The sequence below is a fragment of the Parvibaculum sp. genome (assembly GCF_002684405.1).
Taxonomy (GTDB): Bacteria; Pseudomonadota; Alphaproteobacteria; order Parvibaculales; family Parvibaculaceae; genus Parvibaculum.
On record NZ_NYVD01000068.1, the window covers coordinates 1 to 23,260 of the forward strand.

At 62.1% G+C, this 23,260-nt stretch carries 21 protein-coding genes; 14 read left to right on the forward strand and 7 right to left on the reverse strand.

What is annotated here, in order from left to right:
* Positions 1 to 665, forward strand: a 665-nt coding sequence (locus CMI59_RS05660; RefSeq protein ID WP_293325871.1) for a Crp/Fnr family transcriptional regulator, incomplete at its 5' end; no start/stop codon positions are given.
* Between the two features lie 137 nt (positions 666 to 802).
* Here the strand turns inward: CMI59_RS05660 and CMI59_RS05665 are convergent.
* Positions 803 to 1,936, reverse strand: a complete 1,134-nt coding sequence (locus CMI59_RS05665; protein ID WP_293325923.1) for a citrate synthase/methylcitrate synthase — start codon at positions 1,934 to 1,936, stop codon at positions 803 to 805.
* Between the two features lie 129 nt (positions 1,937 to 2,065).
* On the opposite strand from CMI59_RS05665, the gene CMI59_RS05670 reads away from it, so the two are divergent.
* Complete coding sequence (locus CMI59_RS05670) at positions 2,066 to 3,331, forward strand: citrate synthase family protein (protein ID WP_293325874.1); 1,266 nt, start codon at positions 2,066 to 2,068, stop codon at positions 3,329 to 3,331.
* 6 nt (positions 3,332 to 3,337) lie between these two features.
* Here the strand turns inward: CMI59_RS05670 and CMI59_RS05675 are convergent, their stop codons facing one another.
* Positions 3,338 to 4,528: an ATP-binding protein gene (locus tag CMI59_RS05675; RefSeq protein WP_293325877.1), complete on the reverse strand. Its 1,191-nt coding sequence runs from the start codon at positions 4,526 to 4,528 to the stop codon at positions 3,338 to 3,340.
* A gap of 269 nt (positions 4,529 to 4,797) precedes the next feature.
* On the opposite strand from CMI59_RS05675, the gene CMI59_RS05680 reads away from it, so the two are divergent.
* Together CMI59_RS05680 and CMI59_RS05685 are read left to right on the forward strand one after the other, a co-directional pair.
* Positions 4,798 to 6,054 carry an MFS transporter gene (locus tag CMI59_RS05680; RefSeq protein ID WP_293325880.1) on the forward strand — a complete coding sequence of 419 codons (1,257 nt, stop codon included), beginning with the start codon at positions 4,798 to 4,800 and terminating at the stop codon, positions 6,052 to 6,054.
* Positions 6,051 to 7,298 carry an MFS transporter gene (locus tag CMI59_RS05685; RefSeq protein ID WP_293325882.1) on the forward strand — a complete coding sequence of 416 codons (1,248 nt, stop codon included), beginning with the start codon at positions 6,051 to 6,053 and terminating at the stop codon, positions 7,296 to 7,298. Before CMI59_RS05680 ends, CMI59_RS05685 begins: the two co-directional genes overlap by 4 nt.
* Before the next feature lie 58 nt (positions 7,299 to 7,356).
* Here CMI59_RS05685 and CMI59_RS05690 read toward each other — a convergent pair whose 3' ends face one another.
* Positions 7,357 to 8,262 carry a crotonase/enoyl-CoA hydratase family protein gene (locus tag CMI59_RS05690; RefSeq protein ID WP_293325885.1) on the reverse strand — a complete coding sequence of 302 codons (906 nt, stop codon included), beginning with the start codon at positions 8,260 to 8,262 and terminating at the stop codon, positions 7,357 to 7,359.
* A 261-nt stretch (positions 8,263 to 8,523) separates the two neighbouring features.
* Here CMI59_RS05690 and CMI59_RS05695 point away from each other — a divergent pair, with 261 nt between their 5' ends.
* From CMI59_RS05695 to CMI59_RS05715, 5 genes are all read left to right on the forward strand, one after another.
* Positions 8,524 to 10,086, forward strand: a complete 1,563-nt coding sequence (locus tag CMI59_RS05695; protein ID WP_293325887.1) for an AMP-binding protein — start codon at positions 8,524 to 8,526, stop codon at positions 10,084 to 10,086.
* Positions 10,087 to 10,168: 82 nt separating this feature from the next.
* Entirely contained in the window at positions 10,169 to 10,666 is a 498-nt protein-coding gene (locus CMI59_RS05700) for an OmpA family protein (protein ID WP_293325889.1), read from the forward strand.
* A 127-nt stretch (positions 10,667 to 10,793) separates the two neighbouring features.
* Entirely contained in the window at positions 10,794 to 11,246 is a 453-nt protein-coding gene (locus CMI59_RS05705) for a MaoC family dehydratase (protein WP_293325892.1), read from the forward strand.
* 127 nt (positions 11,247 to 11,373) lie between these two features.
* Positions 11,374 to 11,775 carry a peptide-methionine (R)-S-oxide reductase MsrB gene (gene msrB, locus CMI59_RS05710; protein ID WP_293325895.1) on the forward strand — a complete coding sequence of 134 codons (402 nt, stop codon included), beginning with the start codon at positions 11,374 to 11,376 and terminating at the stop codon, positions 11,773 to 11,775.
* A 34-nt stretch (positions 11,776 to 11,809) separates the two neighbouring features.
* On the forward strand, positions 11,810 to 13,915 hold the full coding sequence (locus CMI59_RS05715) for a S9 family peptidase (RefSeq protein WP_293325898.1): 2,106 nt from the start codon (positions 11,810 to 11,812) through the stop codon (positions 13,913 to 13,915).
* 105 nt (positions 13,916 to 14,020) lie between these two features.
* Here the strand turns inward: CMI59_RS05715 and CMI59_RS05720 are convergent, their stop codons facing one another.
* Positions 14,021 to 14,887 carry a TauD/TfdA family dioxygenase gene (locus CMI59_RS05720; protein WP_293325901.1) on the reverse strand — a complete coding sequence of 289 codons (867 nt, stop codon included), beginning with the start codon at positions 14,885 to 14,887 and terminating at the stop codon, positions 14,021 to 14,023.
* A gap of 145 nt (positions 14,888 to 15,032) precedes the next feature.
* Between CMI59_RS05720 and CMI59_RS05725 the strand changes: the two genes are divergently transcribed.
* Positions 15,033 to 15,848 (forward strand): DNA-binding transcriptional regulator, encoded by an 816-nt coding sequence (locus tag CMI59_RS05725; RefSeq protein ID WP_293325925.1) that lies wholly within the window; start codon positions 15,033 to 15,035, stop codon positions 15,846 to 15,848.
* Here the strand turns inward: CMI59_RS05725 and CMI59_RS05730 are convergent.
* Positions 15,823 to 17,799, reverse strand: a complete 1,977-nt coding sequence (locus tag CMI59_RS05730; protein WP_293325903.1) for a cellulase family glycosylhydrolase — start codon at positions 17,797 to 17,799, stop codon at positions 15,823 to 15,825. The two genes, CMI59_RS05725 and CMI59_RS05730, sit on opposite strands and share 26 nt — an antisense overlap.
* Positions 17,800 to 17,947: 148 nt before the next feature.
* Between CMI59_RS05730 and CMI59_RS05735 the strand changes: the two genes are divergently transcribed.
* From CMI59_RS05735 to CMI59_RS05750, 4 genes are read left to right on the forward strand one after another with little or no spacing between them, the layout of a single operon-like run.
* Positions 17,948 to 18,997: a serine hydrolase gene (locus tag CMI59_RS05735; RefSeq protein ID WP_293325906.1), complete on the forward strand. Its 1,050-nt coding sequence runs from the start codon at positions 17,948 to 17,950 to the stop codon at positions 18,995 to 18,997.
* A gap of 4 nt (positions 18,998 to 19,001) precedes the next feature.
* Complete coding sequence (locus CMI59_RS05740; protein WP_293325909.1) at positions 19,002 to 19,298, forward strand: hypothetical protein; 297 nt, start codon at positions 19,002 to 19,004, stop codon at positions 19,296 to 19,298.
* A gap of 27 nt (positions 19,299 to 19,325) precedes the next feature.
* Positions 19,326 to 20,570, forward strand: coding sequence for a serine hydrolase domain-containing protein (locus CMI59_RS05745; RefSeq protein WP_293325912.1), 1,245 nt, complete (start codon positions 19,326 to 19,328; stop codon positions 20,568 to 20,570).
* Between the two features lie 49 nt (positions 20,571 to 20,619).
* Positions 20,620 to 21,525 (forward strand): EamA family transporter, encoded by a 906-nt coding sequence (locus CMI59_RS05750; RefSeq protein ID WP_293325915.1) that lies wholly within the window; start codon positions 20,620 to 20,622, stop codon positions 21,523 to 21,525.
* A 13-nt stretch (positions 21,526 to 21,538) separates the two neighbouring features.
* On the opposite strand, the gene CMI59_RS05755 is transcribed toward CMI59_RS05750, so the two are convergent.
* Positions 21,539 to 22,408: a TauD/TfdA family dioxygenase gene (locus CMI59_RS05755; protein ID WP_293325918.1), complete on the reverse strand. Its 870-nt coding sequence runs from the start codon at positions 22,406 to 22,408 to the stop codon at positions 21,539 to 21,541.
* A gap of 76 nt (positions 22,409 to 22,484) precedes the next feature.
* Positions 22,485 to 23,260, reverse strand: a 776-nt coding sequence (locus CMI59_RS05760; protein WP_293325920.1) for a TauD/TfdA family dioxygenase, incomplete at its 5' end; no start/stop codon positions are given.

Genomic DNA, 23,260 nt, shown 5'->3' on the forward strand with positions numbered 1-23,260 from the left:
TGCCGTCGACCGGCTGGTTCGCCCGGCAGCCCGCCCCGCTGCGCCGGCAGCTTCTGGACGGCGCCGTCGATGTGCATTTTGCCGATGGCGACTGGATATATGGCGCGACGGAAAAGGCGGGCGGATTTTTCTGCGTATTGGACGGCGGCATTCGTCTCTATGCCGCCACGAGCCATGGCGAGACGGTGCTGATCGATCTTGTCGGACCGGGCAGATGGTTCGGTCAGGCGGGCGTCCTGCGCGACGGCCAGCGCCTCGTCACCGCGATCGCCGACGGGCCGGTTCAGGCGCTTCTCATTCCCCGCAATGCGATCGTGCAACTGATCCGCCAGAGCCCGCAATTCATCGACAGCATCATGCAGCTCGATGCGGTGCATTTCCAATATATGACGCGGGTCGTGTCGGAGGTTCTGACCCTGGCGCCGCGCGAGCGCATCGCCGGGCGCCTTTACGCGCTCAGCGACCGCGTGGCGCCGGAGGCGGGCCGGTGGCGGTTTTCCCTCACGCAGGCCGATCTGGCGGAGATGGTCGGCGTCGAGCGGAAGACGGTCAATCGCGTGCTCGCCGCGTTTGAAAAACAGGGCCTCGTCAAACGCTCCTATGGCGCCATCGAATTGCTCGACAGAACCGCGCTGGCGCACATTCGCGACACCGCATCGAAATAGGGAACTCAGTGTCGTCCCGGCCCTCTCCTTAAGCGCAAAGGTGACCGGGACCCACTCGCATCAACCTCTTGCCGCTGTGCCAATGGATCCCGGGAACAAGTCCCGGAATGACACTGACAAGGGAAGCAACCGAACGGCTAAGCCGCTTCCGTCTCGCCGTCCGGCCAGCGGCCGACATAGCAGGACTGAGGCCGGATGAGACGGCCCACCCTTTCCTGTTCGATCACATGCGCCGTCCAGCCTGCGATCCGCGACATGGCGAAGATCGCGGTGAAGGCCGCGCGCGGAATGCCCAGCGCTTCGAGCAATATGGCGGTGTAGTATTCCATATTCGTGTCGAGCGGACGGTCGGGCTTGGCGCGCTTCAGCGCCGCCAGCGCGTGCTTTTCCACCTCGCGGGCGAAAGCGATGCGCTCATTGCCATTGGTGATGTAGGTCAGCGCCGTGTTGAAAACATCCGCACGCGGATCGCGTACGCGGTAGACGCGATGGCCGAAGCCCATCAGCCTTGCGCCTTCGCCGATTTCCCTTTCGAGCCAGGGGCGGATGTTCTCGCGCGTGCCGATGGCGTCGAGCATGTCGAGCACCGGCCCCGGCGCGCCGCCATGGAGCGGGCCTTTCAGCGCACACAGCCCCGCCACCACGGCGGAGATCATGCCCGCTCTCGTCGAGGCCGTGACGCGCGCGGCGAAGGTCGATGCGTTCATGCCATGGTCGGCCACGGTGACGAGATAGGCGTTAAGCGCCCTCACCTCGCCCTCCGTCGGCGTTTTTCCGTTCAGTATACGGAGGAAATCTTCCGCCTGTCCCGCCTTCGGGTCCGGCGCGATGCTCTCCTTGCCCTCCCCGGCCCGGCAGAGCGCGGCGATGAAAACCGGCGCGGCGCCCAGCGCGCGGATATGGGCGGGGATATCTCCCTCGTCCGGCAGAAGCGCGAGCCCCGCCCGCAGCCCCTCGATCACATTGAGCCCCTTGCCCATCGCAAGCAGTCCGGGCACCAGCCGGTACGCACCCCCGCGCGCCTCGCCGAGCAGCCGGCGCACCTCGTCCGCCTCCGGCGCCGGGTCGAGCCCGGCGGCCTTCCAGAGTTCGGCGGCCGCCGCCTCAAAGTCATGCGTCTCGGCGAGCTCCTCCACCTTATGCCCGGCGACGATCAGCCGTCCGGCCTGACCGTCCACATCGCTCAGCGCCGTTTCGGCGGCGACCACATCGTCGAGGCCGCTCGCGCTGGCCTCCTTCGAGGCATGGTTCCAATCTCGCCCCGCCTTCATCTCAATCTTGCTCATGGCGTCACCTTTCTCTGCAAACTCATGAGCGGAAACTGGCGACAGCTTGATTATTGGTCAATCTTGATTAAGCTAATCAATATTAAATTAATTCGGCGGCGCAGCATTTCCGAGATGGCAGATAAATCGAGAAAATCCCCGGATTCTCAGGAAAATCTCTACCTTTCCGCCCGCGAGGCGGCGGCGGAGCTGGGGGTGAGCCTTGCCACGCTTTATGCCTATGTGAGCCGTGATCTCATCCGCTCCGAACCCGTCCCCGACAGCCGCGCCAAGCGTTACCGGGCCGAGGATATCCGCAAACTCAAGGCCCGCCGCGGCGGATCGCCGGGCGAAACGGCCCTCCCGCCCGGTGCAAAAGCGGGGTTCGGGCTTGGCGGCCAGCCGGTGCTGGAAAGCGCCATCACGCTCATCAGCGAGGGCCGGCTTTTCTATCGAGGCGCTGACGCAACGGCGCTGGCGGCCCATGCGAGCCTCGAGCAGGTCGCCACGCTTCTCTGGGGCCTCAGCGACATCCAGCCCTTCACCCGCACCGAATTGCCGCCCTGGACGCCGAAGCTCGAAACGCTGGCTGCGGAACTCAAGACCATGCCGCGGATCGAGCGCTGCCTTGCCCTGCTCCCGGTCGCCGCGCTGGAAGACGCCGCCGTCTACAACATGACCGAACGCGGTCTGGCCGCCACCGGCGCGCGCCTCCTCCGGCTTTGCGCCGCGATTGTCGCGGGCGAGACGCCGGGCTCCGAGCCCGTTCATGAAATGCTCAGCCGTTCAATGACTTACGGCGACCGGCCGGGTGCGGAACTCATTCGCGCGGCGCTCGTCCTCTCCGCCGATCACGAGCTCAACGCGTCGGCCTTCACCGTGCGCTGCGTCGCCGGCACCGGGTCCAACCTCTACGCCGCCATGCAGGCGGGCATCTGCGCCGCGCAGGGACCGAAACATGGCGGCCTCACCACCCGCGTCGAAAGCTTCCTGTTCGATCTCGCCAACCGACAAGACATCGAGGACGCGGTGATCCAGCGCCTGCGCGAAAACGATCCCCCGCCCGGCTTCGGCCACTGGCTTTATCCGGAGGGCGATCCGCGCGCGAAATGTCTGCTCGACATGTTGGCGCGCTCGCATGGCGACGATGCGGTGTTCCAGCGCGTGGAGCGCGTCCGCCGGGTGATGAAGGAAGCAGGCGGGCTTTACCCGAATATCGACTTTGCGATTGCCGCCACAGGGGCCGTGTTGAGGCTGCCGCGCGGCGCGGCGCTCACGCTTTTCGTGCTGGGTCGGATGACGGGCTGGATCGGCCATGCCATGGAGCAATACCGCTCGGGCCAGATGATCCGACCCCGGGCCCGCTATGTCGGCGAGACGCCCCGCATCGGCCTCCAGTGAGGCGCATCAGGCGACTTCCGTGATTTGTCGGTCGGGTGCCGGCGGCACGAGGCGCGCGGGCGGCAGGCAAACACAGACAGTTGTCCCCATGCCGATTTCGCTTTCCAGGCATAGAGCGCCGTCATGCGCCTCCGCCATCGCCTTGGCGAGCGGCAGACCGAGCCCGGTTCCCGCCCTTGTCCGCGTGAAAGAGTTTTCCACCTGCTCAAAGGGCTCAAGTACCTTTTGCAGCTTGTCCGCGGGAATACCGATCCCCGTATCGTGCACGGCAATCCGCATGCCGCCATCTCCGGCGACTTCCGCGACAACCGAAATAGTCCCCTGCGGCGGCGTGAACTTCACCGCGTTCGAAACGAGATTGACCAGAATGCGCCGGATTTGCTGCTCGTCCGCAAAGAGCGTGGGCAGGTCTTCCGCGATCTGCGTGGAAATCGTCAGCCCGCTTTCCGTGATCGAGGGTCGCAGCATGCGGACCACCTCATCCACGATCTCCGGGACGACGATCTCGGTTTCGTTCAATTCCGACCGCCCCGCTTCGATCTTCGCCATGTCGAGAAGCTCGTTGATCATGCCGAGAAGATGGATGCCGGAATTGTGGATATCCGCGACATATTCCTTGTAGCGCGAGGGCTGCATCTCTCCATAGAGCTCCATGCGGATCAGATCCGCGAAGCCGATGATCGCGTTGAGCGGCGTACGCAATTCATGGCTCATGGTCGCCAGGAATTTCGTTTTGCTCTGATTGGCCGCCTCCGCGCGCTGCCGCTGGCGTTCCAGGTCCTGTGCGCGGCGCTCGGTCAGCCCCGCCATCACACGCATCAGCGTCGCCGCCGCGCCGAGGCCGAAATAGGTTCCGTTATCGGTAACGATATAGCCCTGCAGCGGCGAAGAGAGCCCCGATCCGAAGAGCCGGGTATTGATCTGTTCGCAGCTCTCGGACGCATCGACAACAAGGGGATAACGGTTCATCAGCGAGGAAATCGGTCGGCGCCCGTAGATCTCGCGTCCGTACAGGCGAACATAGACCAGCAGGAAGTCCTGACGGCTCACCATCCCGACCGGGCGACCGTCGTTCACCACGGGCACGTTCAGCAGTGACCCGCTCGCCATGAACCGGTCGAAGACTTCCTGACATGTCGTCCGGGACGAAAACGGCGCCACCCTCTCGGCAAGATCCCGCGCTATCGGAATTTGCATTATCTCACTCGCTACAGCCCACCCGGCGCACCCGATCCCTTCACCGGCGCGCTATGGCGACAAAGAATGGGAGCAACCCTTTAACGGACCTTGAAAAAGCGCGGACGGAAATCGGTCATCACAAATAATTCGCATAACCGACATGCTGGACGCTTCGGACCGGATCGCGTCTTATGAACGCATAGGAATCAGAGCGATCAGGGGGAGAAACAATGGACAGACCAGAGCCATACAGGCGTCCAGGCCGGCATTCGGGCGCCTGATCCGTCATGGAAACGCCATCCGGGGCGGCTCCCCTTCCCACCGAAACAAGCCGCAAGCAGCGTCTGCGCCTCTACCTTTCGGGCCAGGCGAGCTGGTATTTGAGCCTCGGCATTCAGTTCGTGATCTTCCCCTTTCTGGTGACGCAGGTCCTGGACGAGCCGGCCTATCGCGTCGGCCTTGCCCAGATGTCGCTGATGGCCCCCGCCATCCTCTTCATGCTGCTGGGCGGGTCGATGGCGGACAGGTCCGACGCCCGCACCATTCTGATCCGCGTTCACGCTTTTGCGGCCCTGCCGCCGATCCTGCTCGCCATTCTGCTGCTCTATGGCGAACTCAGCTACGGGGCCCTGATCACCTATGCGCTCGCGATGGGGACGCTCGGCGCCTTTGCCCTGCCAGCACGCGATTCCGCCCTGACCCGCGTCGCCGAAACCGGCATCCAGCAGGCGGTGACGCTTGCCATGGGCGCGCAGATGATCTCGCAGCTTGTCGGCATGCTGATCGCCGCGACCGCCGCCTATACCGGCACGCATGTGCTGCTTTTCTTCCAGGCCGCGGTGATGATCGCGGGCGGTATCGCAAGCTGGCGGCTGGCGCCTCTGCCCCCGTCCCATGCCCCCGGCACGGACGGCCCTCTTGCGCAGATTCTGGACGGATTGAAGGTGTCGCGCCGCGAACCGATCGTTATTACCGTGATCGGTGCCATGTTCGCCGTCGGCATCTTCTATGTCGGCAGCTTTCTGGTGGTGTTGCCGCTGATGATCCGCGACGTCTATCATTCCACGCCCGATGAATTCACGGTCCGCTTCGCCCTCGTCAATATCTGCTTCTGGGGCGGAACCATCGCGGCCACTCTGGTGCTGCTTCGCGCCGGCCATATCGAGCGGCGCGGACGCGTCATGATCGCTTCGCTCATATCCGGCGCCGTCGTGCTTGCCCTGCTGGGTCTCTCGCTGCCGTTCTGGGCCTTGTGCATCCTGATCTTCATCTGGGGCACAGGCGCCGGCACCACCATGACGATGGGCCGGACCATCGTGCAGCTTTCAGCGCCCGACAGCCATCGCGCCCGCGTACTCGCCCTCTATCAGCTCGGCTTTTCCGGCGGCGCACCGGTCGGCTCCTTCTGCATGGGCTATCTCGTCGGCACGATGGGCATTCACACCGCGACACTCGTTCCGGCGCTGATCGTCGCGCTCATTCTCGCCGGCCTGGTCCGCTTCTCGCCCCTCTGGGCCTATCGGGACGAAGAGCAGATGTTATGACTTCAGCGAACGGCTCTCCACGGCAGCACAATCTCGACCATCGCTGGTACATGGTCGGCATATGGAGCTATTTCACGGCCATGGGCATTCAGGGGGTGCTTTACCCCTGGATCGTCGCCTTCGTGCTGGACGAACCCTCCAGCCGCGTCGGCATTGCGCAGATGCTTTCCATGTTGCCCATGCTTCTCTTGAGCCTGTTCGGCGGCGCGGCGGCGGATCGGGTGGAACTACGGACCCATCTGATGCGGCTCCAGTTCATCGGCGTCTTCCCGCCACTGGCGCTTGCCGGCTTGATGATGTCGGGCTTCCTGACCTACGAAATCGCGATCCTCTATGCGCTGAGCGCCTCGGCGCTTGGCGGCTTCATCATGCCCGCGCGCGACTCGATGCTGTCGCGCGTCGCCATGAAAAGTCTTGGCGGCAATATTCAGCGCGCGGTCGCCATGGCGATCGGGGGACAATTCCTCGGTCAGGTCGTCGGCTTCCTCATCGGCGGCCCGGCGGAATATATCGGCGCCGTTCCGCTACTGATCGCCCAGAGCGGATTTCTCGTCATCGCTGCGCTTTCCACCTCGCAGCTTTCTCCCGCCCCGCCGACCAAGCGCGAGGGCGCGCGGCGCTCTCCCCTTCAGGATGTGAAGGAAGGGCTTGCCGCAATCTGGGCCGACGACCGCGTGCGGCCCGTGCTCGTCTTCATGTTCTTTTCGGGCATCCTGTTCATGGGCGTGTTTCTGGTCGTCTTTCCGATCCTCATTCGCGACGTCTATCACGGCAGTTCGCGCGAGGTCGGTTTCGTGATGATGAGTTTTTTCGGCGGGATCGGTATTTCCTCGCTCTCGCTGAGCCGGATGCGGCCTATCCGGCGGCAGGGGCGCGCCATCATGCTCGCCATGTGCACGGGCTCCACCGTGATGATCCTTATCCATTTCCACCCGCCAGTCTGGGGAGTTTACCTGCTGGCGCTAGCCTGGGGATTAGCGGCGGGCATCTCGATGAGCCAGTCGCGCGCCGTGGTGCAGGAGGCGGCGTCGGACGCCTTGCGCGCGCGCATGCTGGCCGGCTTCTCGCTCGGCACGATGGGCGGCGGACCGCTGGGTTCATTCCTGATGGGATATGTGATCGCCGCGATCGGACCGCTCGACGCAGTACTCGTGCCCGTCTCGCTGATGATCCTGCTCTGGCTCTCGATCTTCTTCTTCACGCCGCTCTGGCGGATGGAAGCGGCCAGAGCCGGGGACTACTGACGGGAGCAGCAAAGAGCTAAGGGAGCGAACATAACCGCCCGCTCCCCTCATTTTTCGATCAGCTGTATTTGCGCTCGTCCCACCAAGGGAAGAAGGACGGCATATCCTCCGACACCTTGTTGGGATATTTGGCCGGGCGCTTTTCGAGGAATGACATCACGCCTTCCTTCGCATCTTCCTGCGCGCCGCGTGCATAGATGGCGCGGCTGTCGACCTTATGGGCTTCCATCGGATGGTCGGCTCCCAGCATCCGCCACATCATCTGGCGTGTCAGCGCAATCGACACCGGCGCGGTGTTCTCCACGATCTCGCGGGCCATTTCATAGGCGGCGGGCAGCAACTCGTCGGCCTTGTAGAGCTTCTTCACCAGACCGCCCTCAAGCGCTTCCTGCGCCGGGAAGACGCGGCCCGAATAGGTCCATTCCAGCGCCTGGCTGATGCCCACAAGGCGCGGCAGGAACCAGCTTGAACAGGCTTCCGGCACGATACCGCGGCGGGCGAAGACGAAGCCGAAACGCGCATCTTCCGAGGCCAGGCGAACGTCCATGGCGAGCTGCATGGTGACACCGATACCGACCGCCGGACCGTTCACGGCAGCGATCACGGGCTTCAGGCATTCGAAAATCCGCAGCGTCACGCGACCGCCGCCGTCCCGCACCGCCGGGTTGCTCCAGTCGATGCTGCCATCGGCATTGCGGGGGTCTCCCGCCTTGTCCGGACGGTCTTCGCGCTCGGCATAATCGAAGGTCTTGGCACCCGCGGACAGGTCGGCGCCGGCGCAGAAAGCACGGCCCTCGCCCGTCACCACGATGGCGCGCACTTCGTCATCGGCATCCGCCCTGTCGAAGGCGTCGATGAGTTCCTGCATCATTTCGCCGGTAAAGGCGTTGAGCTTGTCGGGACGGTTGAGAGTGATGGTGAGGATATTGTCCTTCACCTCGTATTTGATCGTCTCATAGGCCATTCATGGTCCTCCCTGTATGTGGCTTTTGCCGAATTCTTTTTCTGGTGTGGCCCTGTCGGGGAGAGTGTCCCCAGTGCCGCAACGTCAATTGCGCGAAATACCGCGCCGGAAGTTGACGCAAGCCTCATCTTGCTGTGTCTTTCCCTGCAGCAATTGAAGCCATGTGAAAAACATGGCCACTTATAACAACGCATGGTCGCAAAAGCGACGGCAAGGCGGTCTGATTTATGCCCGTCCGGCGCCCTTGGGAGACGATACCGAATGCACCCCTATATCCACGCCCAGAACAATCCCGACAAGCCCGCCTATATCATGGCGGGATCGGGAGAGACCGTTACCTACAAGCAGCTCGACGAGCGCTCCAACCAGCTTGCGCATCTGATACGCCGGGCGGGCCTGAAGAGCGGCGATGCCATTGCCATCTTCATGGAAAACAATGCGCGCTATTTCGAGCTTTGCTGGGCAGCGCAGCGCTCGGGCCTCTATTTCACCTGCATTTCCTCGCGGCTTACGGCCAGCGAAGTCGCCTATATCATCAATGATTGCGGGGCGAAGCTCTTCTTCACATCCAAGGAGAAGGAAACCGTCGCCAAGGAAGTCCTCGATGAGAAGATGGCGCCGGGCCTGACCGGCTCCTACATGGTGAACGGCACCGCGCCGGGCTTCGACAGCCTGGAGACGGCGGCAAAACAAATGCCAACCGACCCCATTCCCGACCAGACGTCGGGCACCGACATGCTCTATTCCTCCGGCACGACCGGCCGCCCGAAGGGTATTCGCGTTCCGCTGCCCGGCACGCCGATCGACGAAGCGAATTCTCTCATCGCGCTGGTGCAGTTCCTCTACGGCTTCGACGAGAACATGACCTATCTCTCGCCGGCCCCGCTTTATCATGCCGCGCCGCTGCGCTACTGCATGGCGGTGAACCGCGTCGGCGGCACCATCATCGTGATGGAGCATTTCGATCCGGAAGAATCGCTGAAGCTCATCGAAAAATACAAGGCGACGCACAGCCAGTGGGTGCCCACCATGTTCGTCCGGATGCTGAAAATGCCGGAGGAGGTGCGCAAGAAATACGACGTGTCGTCTCTGCAGGTTGCCATCCATGCCGCGGCGCCCTGCCCGATCCCCGTCAAGGAAGAGATGATCAACTGGTGGGGACCGGTGATTTACGAATATTACGCTGGCTCGGAAGGCAATGGCTTCTGCGCGCTCAACTCCGAGGAGTGGATGGCGCATAAGGGCTCGGTCGGCAAACCCCTGATGGGTAAACTGCATATCTGCGGCGAGGACGGCGAGGAATTGCCGCCCGGCGAACCCGGCACGATCTACTTTGCGCCCGAGGACGAGAACAGTCCGGTCTTTGAATATTACAACGATCCGGAGAAGACGAAGGACAGCCGCCATCCGACCAGGAACTGGACGACGCTGGGCGATGTCGGCCGCGTGGATGAGGACGGTTACCTCTACCTCACCGACCGCAAGGCCTTCATGATCATTTCTGGCGGTGTGAACATTTATCCCCAGGAAGCCGAAAACCTTCTCATCACACACCCCAAGGTCGCCGATGTGGCCGTGATCGGGGTGCCCAACGAGGATTTCGGCGAAGAGGTCAAAGCCGTCGTACAGCCCCAGGACTGGAACGATGCGGGGCCGGCCCTTGAGGCGGAATTGATCGACTACTGCAAAGAGCATCTTTCAGCGATCAAATGCCCGCGTTCCGTCGACTTCGAGGAAGAACTGCCGCGTCATCCCACCGGCAAGCTCTACAAGCGCCTCATTCGCGACCGCTATTGGGGCAATCGCGACAGCAAGATCGTCTGAGCCTAATCGCCCAACCAGCCCGGCCGGTGTGCTACGCTCCGGCCGGGAATCATGGTGGAAATTCCGTGAGAAAGGTTGGGCAATGTCCGGAACGAAGACAGGACGAAAGCATTTCGGTTTTCTGGCAGCCACGGCGCTTGTGGCCGCCCTTTTCGCCTTTGGCGGCGCGGCCCCATCGGCGCATGCCAATGAGGTCACCTTTTCCGGCACCAAATGCCGGAACCTCAATGGCGCCGGCGGCAAGTTCAAGAAAGACTATTACGTCTATTTCGAAACCAATTCGAGCCGCGTAGACCCGAAATATCACGATGATCTCAAGCATATCTACGAGTTCGCCAAGGGCCAGCATGCGGGGCAGATCTGCCTTTTCGGCAAGTCCAGCAAGACAGGCGATGCAAAGTCCAATGCTGCGCTGGGGCGCAAGCGTGCCCGCAAGGTGGCTGCCATTTTCGAGAAATTCGGCTGGCCGCGTAAGGACCTCACGATCGAGACCGAGGGCGAAGCCTGGGGCTGGCTCCAGGACACGCTGACCTGGGATGCGCCGGAGGACCGCCGGGTCCGTATCCGCCTCTCCCGCTAGGAGTTGCTATTTTTAAGGATTTGGCACCGGCGGGCAGCGCGGCTAAATTGCGCCCCGACATCCATTCAGGCCGGGCACCCAGCGTCGCGGCCCCAATCCAGATATTCACATCGCGGGAGAATCTCAGATGCGCGTTTTCGATACCGTCGCCGACTATGTGGCCGAAAAAGGCAATGAAATCGGCGTCAGCGACTGGGTGACGATCGACCAGGACCGGATCAACCTGTTCGCCGATGCCACGGACGACCACCAGTGGATCCATATCGATCCGGAGCGGACCCAGAAAGAACTCGGCATGCCGACCATCGCGCATGGCTACCTCACGCTGTCCCTGCTCCCCTATCTGATGGGCCAGATTTCCGGCGTGAAGAGCGCCACTCGCGGCATCAATTACGGCTCCAACTCGGTGCGCTTTACCAACATGGTGCCGGTGAATTCCCGTGTGCGCGCCCGTGTGACGCTGAAGGACGCCTCGCCGAAGGCTGGCGGCACGCAGGTCATCAATGAAGTGACCATGGAGATCGAAGGCCAGGAGCGCCCGGCCATGATCGCGGAAACGATTTCGCTGATCTTCGAATAAGATACGGCTACGCGCCTTGTCATTTGCCGGCGCGCCCCGCCCTCTTCCCCACCAGGGGTGGAAGCGGCAGGGCGCGCCGCTTATCTTTCGGGCAGCCGATCCGTTTCACAAGGGAAGGAACTGGCCCATGTCCGACAAGGCTGAAAAGAGCGAGGCCGAATGGAAGGCCGAGCTGACGCCCGAGCAATATCACGTGACCCGCGAACAGGGCACGGAACGCCCCTTTTCCGGCCCCTGGTGGGACGAGAAGCGGGCGGGCGCCTATTCCTGCATCTGCTGCGGCGCGCCCCTGTTCCGCTCCGAAACCAAGTTTGAAAGCGGATCGGGCTGGCCGAGCTTCTTCGCGCCTGTCGACGCGGAGGCCGTGGGTATCACCGAGGACCGCTCGCATGGCATGGTGCGGACCGAGGCCCATTGCGCCAAATGCCAGGCGCATCTCGGCCATATCTTCCCCGACGGCCCCCCTCCCACGGGCCTGCGCTTCTGCATGAACGGCACCTCGCTCGACTTCACACCGGACGACGAGTGATCCGCTTCCAAAAGTGAGCTCCCAAGTGAATTCGATGAAACTGACGCCTCCCGCCGACGCGCCGCGTGCGCGCAAGATCCCTGCGACCGACACCCATCACGGGATCACGCGCACCGACAACTACGCCTGGCTGCGCGACGAAAACTGGCGCGATGTCATGCGCGACCCGACCGTGCTGGATAAGGATATCCGCAGCTATCTTGAAGCGGAGAACGCCTACACCGACAAGGCACTGGAGCCATTGGCGGACCTTCGCGAAACGCTCTTCAACGAGATGAAAGGCCGCATCAAGGAGGACGACAGCTCCGTTCCCTCACCCGACGGGCCTTACGCCTATTACACGCGCTATGAGGAAGGGTCGCAGCACCCGATCTTCTGCCGCCGCCCGCGCGATGCGGAAAACGGCGAGGCAGAAGAAATCGTCCTGAACGGCAATGTCGAAGCGGAGGGCGAAGCCTATTTCAAGCTGGGCGACGTTGCTCATTCGCCGGCGCATCGCCTGGTCGCCTGGTCGGCGGACCGCAAGGGCTCGGAATATTTCACCATTCGCCTGCGCGACCTGGAAACCGGTAAGGACCTTGCCGATGAGGTTCCGGACAGCTCGGGCGGCGTGGTCTGGGACGCTGCCGGCACGAGCTTTTTCTACACCCAGGTGGATGACGAACATCGCCCGCTGAAAGTGTTCCGGCATGTGGTGGGCACCTCCGCGCAGGCCGATACGCTTGTCTATGAGGAAATAGACCCGAGCTTCTTTGCCGGTGTCGGCGAGACGCAAAGCCGCAAATACATCGTCATCGACACGCATGACCATCAGACCAGCGAAATCCACCTTATCCCCGCCGATGCGCCCGAGCTTTCCCCGCGCCTTGTCGCGGCCCGCGAGGAGGGCGTCGAATATGATCTCGAGCATGACGCGGAACGGCAGCGCTTTCTGATCCTGACCAATGCGGAAGGCGCGGAAGATTTCAAGGTGATGGAAGCGCCGGAAGCAACGCCGGAGCGCGAGCACTGGAAGGATTTTATCCCGCACAAGCCCGGTACGCTGCTGCTCGGCCATGTCGCCTTCCGCAACCATTATGCCCGCATGGAACGTCAGGGCGGCCTGCCGCGCATCGCCATCCGCCGTCTGCGTGACGATGCGGAGCATGAAATCGCCTTTGCCGAGGAGGCCTACGACCTCTCGCTCGGCGCCGGCTACGAATATGACACGTCGCGGATGCGCTTTTCCTATTCCTCCATGACGACCCCGGCCGAAGTCTTCGATTACGACATGGAGACGCGGGAGCGCACGCTGAGGAAGCGTCAGGAAGTCCCTTCGGGCCACAATCCCGCTGACTATGTGACGCGCCGCATTTTTGCGACGGCGCCCGACGGCACGGAGGTGCCGGTTTCCATTCTCCATCACAAAGGGACACCCATCGACGGCAGCGCGCCCTGCCTGCTCTATGGTTACGGGTCCTACGGTATTTCCATCCCGGCGAGCTTTTCGATCGCGGCGCTGTCGCTTGTCGACCGCGGTTTCGTCTATGCCATCGCACATATTCGCGGCGGCAAGGACAAAGGCTATCGCTGGTACACGGATGGCAAGCTCTTCAACAAGAAGAACACCTTCACCGACTTCATCGCGGCGGGCGAGCATCTGGCGGCGGAGAACTTTACCTCACGCGGCAACATTGTCGCGCAGGGCGGCAGCGCAGGCGGCATGCTGATGGGCGCCGTTGCCAATATGGCGCCCGACCTCTTCAAGGGTATCATCGCGGAAGTGCCTTTCGTCGACGTGCTGGCGACGATCCTCGACGCATCGCTGCCACTGACGCCGCCGGAATGGAACGAATGGGGCAATCCCATCGAGAGCAAGGAGGCCTATGAGTACATGGCTTCCTACAGCCCTTACGACAATGTGCGCGCACAGGCCTATCCGCACCTCTTTGCGCTGGGTGGCCTCACCGATCCGCGTGTCACCTATTGGGAACCTGCAAAATGGGTCGCACAGCTCCGTGAATTGAAGACCGACGACAATGCACTGTTGCTCCATATCAACATGGATTCCGGCCATGGCGGCGCATCGGGGCGTTTCGAGCGATTGAAAGAGGTTGCCCGCGTCTTCGCCTTTGCACTGGCGGTGACGGAGCGGGCGTGAAAATAAAAGAGGCGGGCTCCTCCCCCTGAGCCCGCCTCATATGCGCCACTTCTTTTTAGTTCTTCTTCCGGGGCGCTTCCTCCGTCTCGTTTCAGCGCAGCCTTATCACCTCGGCCTGTCGCCGATAATCGTCACGCGCTCCATCCGGCGCACGGCCGGCCAGTAATCCGACACGGCGTAGTGCTGGCAGGCCCGATTGTCCCAAAAAGCGATCGAGTTCTTCTCCCAGCGAAACCGGCACTGATATTCCGGGATCGCGGCCTGCGCATAGAGATGCTGCAGGAGCCTGTCGGATTCCCCGCGTTCCATACCGACAATATATTGCGTGAAGGCTGCATTGACGTAGAGCCCTCGGCGGCCCGTTTCCGGATGTGTCCGTACGACCGGATGCTCCACTTCCGGATATTTCCGGTTCATCTCCTCGATCTCTTCCGCCGTCTTGCCGCGCTTGGCCATCAGCTTGCGGAAATGCGCAAAGTCATGCACCGCGACCTTGCCTTCGATCTTCTCCTTCACCTCGTCGGACAATCCCTCATAGGCCGCATAGGAATCGGAGAACAGCGTATCGCCGCCCACCGGCGGCACTTCTATGGCGCGCAGGATGGAGCCGAGAGACGGGCATTCACGCCAGGTCACATCGCTGTGCCATTTGTTCTCGCGCCCCTTGCTGTCCCGGTCATGGGTGATGGCGAGCACCTCCGGATATCCCTCCTTGTGGGGCGCGAATGGGTGCACCTCCAGCTCGCCGAATTGCTTCGCAAAGGCCAGATGCTCTTGCGTGGAGATATCCTGGTCGCGGAAAAACAGGACCTTGTACTCAAGCAGGGCCTCACGCAGCGCGGCCAGCGTGCCTTCGCCGGGGATGGTGGAGAGGTCGATCCCCTGCACCTCCGCCCCGATTGTCGGTGTCAGCGGCTCCAGCACGATCCCTCTATCCATGCTCGAAACCGGCTTTTCCAAAACCTCCGGCATATCACTCCTCCCGTTGCGGCCCCTCGGGACCGCCTCCTCCTGTTCCCTCGGCCGGAAGGGTAAGCCCGCCGCGGACATAAATGCTTCATCGGGTTTTTGAGATTTCGCGTAACGGAATTAGAATGACCTCAGGAGGATCAAGGCCCTGACCAAAAAAAATGCATCATCGGGCGTCCAGCCCGTCATTCGCAGCCTGCGCATACTGGAAGCGCTGAACCGCCGCGGCTCCGCCTCTCTCGCCGTCCTGCATGAGGCGACGGGGTTGCCCAAACCCACCCTGGTGCGCCTTCTCGATACGCTGATCGAAGGGGGCTATGTGGTGCGCCTGCCCAGACGGGGCGGCTATCAGGTGGCAGAGCGCGTCTTGCGGTTATCAGGCGGGTATCGCCATCGCGAGCGCGTGGTGGATGCGGCGCGTCCCTTTCTCTCCGCGCTGACGGCTCAATACAAATGGTCCTTCGGTATCGCCACACTCGATCGCAATGCCATGCGCATGCGTTATTCGACGCGGCAGCAAAGCCCTTTCGATACCGATCCGGACTACACGAACCGCCGGTTGCCGATGCTCATTTCCGCATTGGGCCGCGCCTATATCTCCTTCTGCCCGGAGGAGGAGCGCGAGATGCTGCTCGGCATGCTGCGAGCGAGCAAGAGCCCGGCCAATGCGCCCGCGCGCGACGAGGGACATGTCGCCGAAATCATCCGCAGGACGCGGGAAAAAGGCTATGCCACAACGGCACCATTGCCCGGCGACCCTGCCATGGGCATGTCGGTGCCCGTGATGGACGGCGAGAATGTGATGGCCTGCATCACCATGCGCTATATCAACTCCGCCATCAGCGAGCAGGAGGCGGTAAAGCGCTACCTTCCCGCCCTTCAGCGGGCCGCCCGCGCCATCGCGGCAGCACTTGCCGAAGAAGAGCCTGACCTGCCGCCTATGAAGCTTTCGAACGGAGTGTAAGCGCGGCGTGGCCGCCGCCTGTTGCGCGCAACCGCACGAGCTGGGCGGCTTCGTCGATTTCCACTTCGCAGGCTTCCGTCTCGATGTCGTATCCGCTCGGAAACTGGAGCTTCGGCACGAAAACCTCTGCCCGGCCTTCGCCCTCCGGATCGTAGACGAAGCGGAAGCGGCCCTTGTGGCGACGGAATTCGGTCTTCAGCGGACGGCCTTCCACACTGCGGGCATAGGGCCGAACAAAGCCTTTCAGCGCCCGCCCACCGCTATCGATGTCGCTTTCGTCCACCCGCTGATCGACGCTGTAGATGGAGAGGTCTTCCTGGTTCCATCCATCGCCGATTGCCTGGTCATTCCGGTTTGAGGCCGTGTAGTTCCATTGTGTGGAATTGATGAGCAGCGTGTCTATGGCGTTGTACATCAGGTCAAGCGCCGTCACATGCTTTTCCCATGGCGCATCGGTGCGGTCGCCCGCCTCCCATGCCTTGTAGGCCGCGGCCTCGTCGAGGTCGTAGGGAATGCCGAACTCGCCCAGCAGGAAGGGTGCGCCGGTGCCGCCATTCAGCGTTTCGGATGCCTTTTTCAATCTCCCGAGCTGGCGCGTATAGGCGCCCTCGATTTCTTCCGGCCCATCGAGTTCGCGCCCGGTGAACGGGTTTACCCAGACCGGATAGTTGAATGTCTTTGTGCTAAGCGTCACCACATCGTACCAGTGGCTCGCATTCACCGTGCGGTCCGGTGTGTCTTCCGGAAAGCCGTGTTTTGCGCCGCCCGCCGGGTCGAGTTCCGCAAACAGCAGCCAGTCATTATTGATGGCCCGCATGGCCTTCGCGACGCGGGCGAAGAACGGCCCCATGAAGTCGCGGTCCATGTTCCAGTCGCGCCCGTGATGAGCGGCGAAGAAATTTTCGTTGAGCACCGCGGCCTCCCCGCCCTGCAGGCGATAGGCACCCGCGGCCTCGAAAGGGCACAGCGCATCGGGCCGCCAGATCGACACACCGTCCGGGTTCACCAGCCGATCGGCTTTCTTGACCGTTTTGCGCTGCTCCCAATCGACGCCCATTTCGGGGATCATGCGCGGCAGGCCCCGCGCCACGGCAAGGCCGTCGATTACCGACCAGGCGAGACCCGGCCGGGCGGGCCCGGGGTTTTGCTGGCTCGGTCCGGTGTGGCGATAGCTCATCAGCTGGCCTACCCAGCCCGAGCCCGGCTCGTTCAGGGTATCGAAGCCGATAACATTGGACAGGTCTCTCACCCGGGCGGCGACGGCTTCCATCGCGCCGATATAGTGGCCCTGCAAATACTCCTGGGCACTTTGTCCGTCGATCTCGAAATCCGGGCAGAAAGTGGAGCCTGCAAAGAAGAGCGTCCACATGATCGCATTGGCTGGATACCGGTAGTTACTCGACCATGTCATGGTCGGGTAATTCTCTTCCTGCCGTCCGCCCCGCGCGAAATCATACTTGTGCTGCATCACATGCGCGGCACCGGCGGCGTGAAATTTCGAGAAATCGAGCCCCACAGCCTCAAAGGTCCAGCCCGGCGCCCCGTCGCCGCCTGTCATGCGGCTCCAAACGTCCTGGTGGAAATCGACAAAGACATAGAGGCCATAATCGTCGGCCATGCGGCAAAGCGTGGCGAAATAGTCGAGATAGGCCTCGTCATATTTGCCGGGGCCTTCATGTTCGACAGCTTCCCATGTTGTGAGAAGGCGCAGGCAATTGAAGCCCCAGGCCTTTAGCCGCGAGAAATGTTCCTCCGCCTCGCTCAGGGGAAAGGGCCGTCCGACAAAGGACACGGTGCGATGGTCGGAAAAGTCCGTGGGGATGTGGGTCCGCTGATCCGGCGCATAGGGCACCTTGCAGTCCCCGCCCAGATTGACGCCACGCAGGATATGCCGGCGCCCCTCCGCGTCGCGGAACCATTCGCCCTCGATCGACAGTCGCGGCAAAGCCATTGCATCCTCCCTCAAACATGCGATTTCTTCGCAGCATAACCTTCCTTTTGCAGCTCTGCCCAGAACAGACGCCGAAATCGGTCAAGACATTTGCAACGGCGCGCCTGTCGGGGCACGATCTCGCATCCTTGAAGACCGAAAGACGAAGATGACCGATCAAGCGCTCCCCGCCCTGCCCCTTCAGAGCCCCGACACGCCATGGCCAACCGAGGCATGGCCGGAGGGAGACCTGCCGAGCGGCATGGACAGGGCCCGGTTCGATGCGCTTATGGACCATGCCTTCCAGGCGGAGGCCCCGGCGGATATGGGTGAAACCCATGCCGCGGTCGTCATTCAGCATGGCCGTCTCATTCACGAGCGCTACTGGACCGGTTTCGACAAGGATACGACCTGCCCCTCATGGTCGATGGCGAAAAGCATCACCCAGGCGCTGGTCGGCATTCTCACCGCCGACGGCAAAATCGACATTCAGGCTCCTGCCTGGGCGCCGGAATGGACCGGCGACGACCCGCGCCGGGCGATCACTCTCGACCTGCTGCTGCGCATGTCGAGCGGGCTGCGCTTTCGCGAAGATTATGAGCCGGACAACCCGTCCGATGTGATCGAAATGCTGTGGGGCGAAGGCAAGGACGATACAGGGCATTTCGCGGCGTCCTTCCCGCTCGACCATGAGCCGGGCAGCTTCTGGTCCTATTCCAGCGGCACCACCAACATCGTCGCCCGCGCTGCCGCGCAGGCGGCGGATGCCTGGGGCGGAGATTTCGAACATTTCATGCGCGAGCGCCTGTTCAATCCGCTTGGCATGCGCAGTGCCAGCCCGAAGTTCGATGCAAAGGGCTCCTTTATCGGGTCTTCCTTCTGCTTTTGTACGCCGCGCGATTTCGCACGCTTCGGCCTTCTCTATCTCCGCGACGGCATGTGGGAAGGAAAGCGCGTCCTGCCGCCGGGCTGGGTGGACTATGCCCGCACCAAGACCTGGCAGCAGCCGAACGATGAAGGCCCCTATGGCGCGCATTGGTGGCTGGACATGGCGGGACCGGGAAGTTTCTCGGCCAATGGCTATGAGGGGCAATATACGGTCGTCGTACCGGAGCTCGACATGGTGGTTGTGCGAAACGGCAAGACCCCGGGCGAGCAGAAGCTTGGGCCGCGCCAATGGATTGCCGATATCGTCGAATGCTTCAGGCTGGTGGGGTAATCCCATGGGCGAAGTCGTCAGATTTCCGGGCGATCTCATCACCGAACACGACAAGCGCCGCCTGATGGATGCCGCCGAGGCCAGCCCCTTCGACCTTTCGTTCCGGAACAATGAAAATGACGAGCCGGTGCCGTATCTCACGCGCTGCGGCGAGATGCGCCCGCAATGGCGGCTACGCAAGGCGGGCTGCGGCTGGGAGGCCGTGGTGCTGACGGGGGACGATGCCGGTCAGGTCGGAGGCCGCGGCCGGAACGCGGAAGAATTGTTGCGGGCGCTCATGTCGCCGCGCATGCAGGACTAAGAAAATCGAACCGGGGGAGGAAACCCAATGAACATCTTGCAGCAGCTCATGGCGCGGCCCGTCGATGTCGGCCTCGATGCGGACCGGCTTTCCGCCATCCCGAATTTCTTCGGCTCTTATGTCGATCGCGGGAAGCTCGCAGGCGTTTCCACCCTCATCGCGAGGGACGGCCGGATCGCCCATTTCGAAACCGTCGGGATGCGCGACACCGCGCGCGGGTTGCCGCTCGAACAGGATACGATCTTCCGCATCTATTCCATGACCAAGCCGATCACTTCGCTCGCGCTGATGATGCTCTATGAGGAGGGGCGCTTTCAGCTCAACCATGAAGTGTCGCGCTATATCCCCGAATTCAAGGATTTGCGGGTCTGGGATGGCGGCACGCCCGAAAGCTACGAGACCAAACCCTGCGCGCGGGCAATGACGATCCGCGACCTTCTCACCCATACTTCCGGCCTCACCTACGACTTCATGTATGCCCATCCGGTTGATTCCATGTACCGCAAGGCGGGTATCGGCGGCGCGCGCACGCAGGGTCTGACACTGAAGGGGATGGTTGAGCGGCTCGCGGAAATTCCGCTGCTCTTTTCGCCCGGCGAGCACTGGAACTATTCCGTTTCGACCGATGTCTGTGGCTATCTTATCGAAGTCCTGTCGGGACAGTCTCTCGACCAGTTTCTCGCCTCGCGCATCTTCGTGCCGCTCGGCATGGACGACACGGGCTTCAGCGTACCGGTAGAAAAAGCGCATCGCCTTGCCACCAATTACGAGAAGGATCCGAAAACGCGGGAGGTCCGCGTCTGCGACATGGGGGACGAGACGAGTTCCTATGTGCAGCCCAATTCCTTCCTGTCTGGTGGCGGCGGGCTCGTCTCCACGCAGATGGACTATTTCCGCTTCTGCCAGATGGTGCTTAATGGCGGCGAGCTCGACGGCACGCGGCTTGTCAGCCGCAAGACGCTCGACCTCATGACGATAAACAACCTGCCCGACGGCAAGACGATGAAGGACATGGACAATTCCGCCTTCTCCGAAACGGGTGTGGACGGACAGGGGTTCGGTCTCGGCTTTTCGGTGCTGCTGGATCAGGCCGCCGCGCAGACGACCGGATCGCCCGGCATCTATAGCTGGGGCGGCGCGGCTTCGACCTATTTCTGGATCGACCCTGCGGAAAACCTGATCGCCATTCTGATGACGCAGCTCATGCCGAGCCGCGCCTATCCGCTCCGGCCGCAATTCCAGCAGCTCGTCTATGGCGCGATTTCGGATTGAGCGGCCGAGCCGGGACAAAAGTCCAACACTGATGTAAGAGATCGGGATCATGCCGCTCTGGATCCCGATCACCATCGCCGCCGCCTTTCTGCAGAACATGCGCTCGACGCTGCAAAAGCAGTTGTCCGGCGCCATGTCCGCCTATGGCGCAACCTATGTGCGTTTTTCTTTCGGGTTGCCGGTGGCCGCGCTCTATCTGGCGGGCATTCTGTGGTTCACAGGCGCATCCCTGCCCATGCCCAATATGGCAACGATGGCCTATGCGGTTGTCGGCGGCCTCGCGCAAATCGTGGCGACCGTGCTGCTGGTGGCCCTTTTCGCCTATCGCAATTTCGCCGTCGGCACCGCCTACTCCAAAACCGAGACCGTGCAGACGGCGATTTTCGGCATCGTGGTGCTGGGCGATCACCTGACGGTCGGTGCCTCACTTGCCATTCTGGTGAGCCTGTTTGGCGTGCTGATGATCTCCATGGCCAAAAGCGATCTTCCGCTCGGGCGTTTCTGGCGTTCGCTGGGGGAGAAACCTGCGCTGATGGGGATCGCCTCAGGCGCGCTATACGGTATATCGGCGGTTTCCTATCGCGCGGGCGCGCTGTCGCTCGGGCTTGAGGGCTTCGTACTGCCGGCGGCCTTCATGCTTTTCGTGGTTCTGGCCATTCAAACGGCCACGATGACGATCTGGCTCTGGATCTACCGAAGAAACGATCTCAAGGCCGCCTTCCGCCTCTGGCCGCAAAGCGCTGCCGTCGGCCTTGTCGGTGCGCTCGGCTCCATCGGCTGGTTCAGCGCCATGACGCTGCAAAACGCGGCTTATGTCCGCGCGCTCGGCCAGATCGAGCTGGTCTTCACCTTCATTACCTCGCACATCGTCTTTCGCGAGAAGACGTCGCGGCTCGAATTCCTCGGCATCGTGCTGGTGGTCGGCGGACTGCTTCTGCTCGTGCTGGGACGCTAGACGCCCACCGCACCTAAACCGGGCGGTCGCCTGCGAAGGTCGTGCGATACATCAGGCGCCGATAGCCGTCATAGCCGCCTTCGGCGAAATGCTGGACGCAGCGATTGTCCCACATGAGCACCATGTCGGGTTCCCAGTCGTGACGATACAGGAACTCTTCCTGAATGCATCGCGCGCATAGCGTTCCCAGGAGCTTCTTTCCCTCTTCCTCCGGCAGCGCGTCGATGCCAATCGTGTAGACCGGATTGACGAAGAGCGATTTGCGGCCCGTTTCGGGATGCGTGCGCACGACGGGATGGAGCTGACGCTCCATCGCTTCGTCGGAAGGTACGATCTTCAGGCTGCGCTTTTCCTTCTCATTGGCATAGAAGCCATGCTTCGAGTAAGGCAGCTCCGCGCTGTGTATCCCCATCAGTCCGGCGATACGCCCTTTCATGTCCTCGTCGAGGCTGTCATAGGCACGGCGGCAATCGGCGAAGAAGGTTCGTCCTCCCTTGGGCGGCACTTCGCGCGACAGGAGAATGGTGCCCGCCGGCGGTTCGACCTGAAACGAATAGTCGGAGTGCCAGCCCGCACCGAAATTGGACGATGTCTCGTCCGCCTCGCGCAGCAGTTCCAGAATATTGGGATGCCCCTTTACCGGCTCGATGAAGTCGGTCTTGCCCCAGTCGCCCATATAGAGCGTGAAGCGTTCCAGCTCTTCGAGCCTCAGCGGCTGGCCGGGAAACCAGACCACGGCATGTTGCAGCCAGGCTTCGCGGATGTCGTGGATGGTCTCGGCGTCGAGCGGCTGGCGCAGATCGACGCCGGTGATCTCGGCCCCAAATCCATCCGTTCTCGGACGAACAATGACTTTTCCGGTCAGCTCCACCTGTTGCGACATGGCTTCCTCCCTGTCCCAATGCGCATATTCGCGCTTTGGACGAAGTTTGCCACGCCGCAGAGAGAGGCGAAAGAAATCAGTTAAGTGCGCAGCCGCCGATCGTGATGCGGTGCATCAAACGCTTTTCGCCGTGATAATCGTTGACCGCGTAATGCCAGGTGCAGCGATTGTCCCAGAAAGCGATGGAACCGGGTTCCCATTCGAAACGGCAGGTATATTCGGGCCGCGCCGCATGGCGGTAGAGGTAAGCCAGCAGCCCTTCACTCTCCTCGCGCGTCCAGCCCTCGAAATGCATGGTGAAGGCCGGATTGACGTAAAGCGCCTTGCGGCCGGTTTCGGGATGCGCCAGCACGACCGGGTGAACGGCGCTGCCGACGAGGCTCTCTCCCTTGAAGCCGCCCGCCTGGTCGGAATTCTTGTAGAACCCCGCCGCGCCGAACGCCATTTCATTGGAATGGACCGCGCGAAGCCCCTCCAGCGTCTTCTTCATACCGTCGGACAACCCGTCATAGGCGGCATACATATTGGCAAAAAGCGTATCGCCGCCCTCTTCGGGCAGTTCGCGCGCAACGAGGATGGAGCCCATGGCAGGCGCCTGATCGTAGGAATGGTCGGTGTGCCAGCCACCGCCGATATTGGTCTTCTGCTCCTTCTCCTTCCGAACTTCGGCGATCTCCGGATATTTGCCGTTGGCGGGGAAGAATTTATTGATGTCGATTTCGCCCCAGCGCTGCGCGAAGGCGATATGCTCCTCCGGCGTGATGTTCTGATCGCGGAAAAAGATCACGCCATGCTCGAAATAGAGCCGTCGGATGTCTTCCATCTCGCTATTGGAGAGGCGGGCGAGGTCCA

Coding starts and splice junctions, on each gene's coding strand:
- CMI59_RS05665 (WP_293325923.1), bottom strand. CDS start 1,936: ATGAAGGCGGGGCGAGATTGGAACCATGCCTCGAAGGAGGCCAGCGCG.
- CMI59_RS05670 (WP_293325874.1), top strand. CDS start 2,066: ATGGCAGATAAATCGAGAAAATCCCCGGATTCTCAGGAAAATCTCTAC.
- CMI59_RS05675 (WP_293325877.1), bottom strand. CDS start 4,528: ATGCAAATTCCGATAGCGCGGGATCTTGCCGAGAGGGTGGCGCCGTTT.
- CMI59_RS05680 (WP_293325880.1), top strand. CDS start 4,798: ATGGAAACGCCATCCGGGGCGGCTCCCCTTCCCACCGAAACAAGCCGC.
- CMI59_RS05685 (WP_293325882.1), top strand. CDS start 6,051: ATGACTTCAGCGAACGGCTCTCCACGGCAGCACAATCTCGACCATCGC.
- CMI59_RS05690 (WP_293325885.1), bottom strand. CDS start 8,262: ATGGCCTATGAGACGATCAAATACGAGGTGAAGGACAATATCCTCACC.
- CMI59_RS05695 (WP_293325887.1), top strand. CDS start 8,524: ATGCACCCCTATATCCACGCCCAGAACAATCCCGACAAGCCCGCCTAT.
- CMI59_RS05700 (WP_293325889.1), top strand. CDS start 10,169: ATGTCCGGAACGAAGACAGGACGAAAGCATTTCGGTTTTCTGGCAGCC.
- CMI59_RS05705 (WP_293325892.1), top strand. CDS start 10,794: ATGCGCGTTTTCGATACCGTCGCCGACTATGTGGCCGAAAAAGGCAAT.
- msrB (WP_293325895.1), top strand. CDS start 11,374: ATGTCCGACAAGGCTGAAAAGAGCGAGGCCGAATGGAAGGCCGAGCTG.
- CMI59_RS05715 (WP_293325898.1), top strand. CDS start 11,810: ATGAAACTGACGCCTCCCGCCGACGCGCCGCGTGCGCGCAAGATCCCT.
- CMI59_RS05720 (WP_293325901.1), bottom strand. CDS start 14,887: ATGCCGGAGGTTTTGGAAAAGCCGGTTTCGAGCATGGATAGAGGGATC.
- CMI59_RS05730 (WP_293325903.1), bottom strand. CDS start 17,799: ATGGCTTTGCCGCGACTGTCGATCGAGGGCGAATGGTTCCGCGACGCG.
- CMI59_RS05735 (WP_293325906.1), top strand. CDS start 17,948: ATGACCGATCAAGCGCTCCCCGCCCTGCCCCTTCAGAGCCCCGACACG.
- CMI59_RS05740 (WP_293325909.1), top strand. CDS start 19,002: ATGGGCGAAGTCGTCAGATTTCCGGGCGATCTCATCACCGAACACGAC.
- CMI59_RS05745 (WP_293325912.1), top strand. CDS start 19,326: ATGAACATCTTGCAGCAGCTCATGGCGCGGCCCGTCGATGTCGGCCTC.
- CMI59_RS05750 (WP_293325915.1), top strand. CDS start 20,620: ATGCCGCTCTGGATCCCGATCACCATCGCCGCCGCCTTTCTGCAGAAC.
- CMI59_RS05755 (WP_293325918.1), bottom strand. CDS start 22,408: ATGTCGCAACAGGTGGAGCTGACCGGAAAAGTCATTGTTCGTCCGAGA.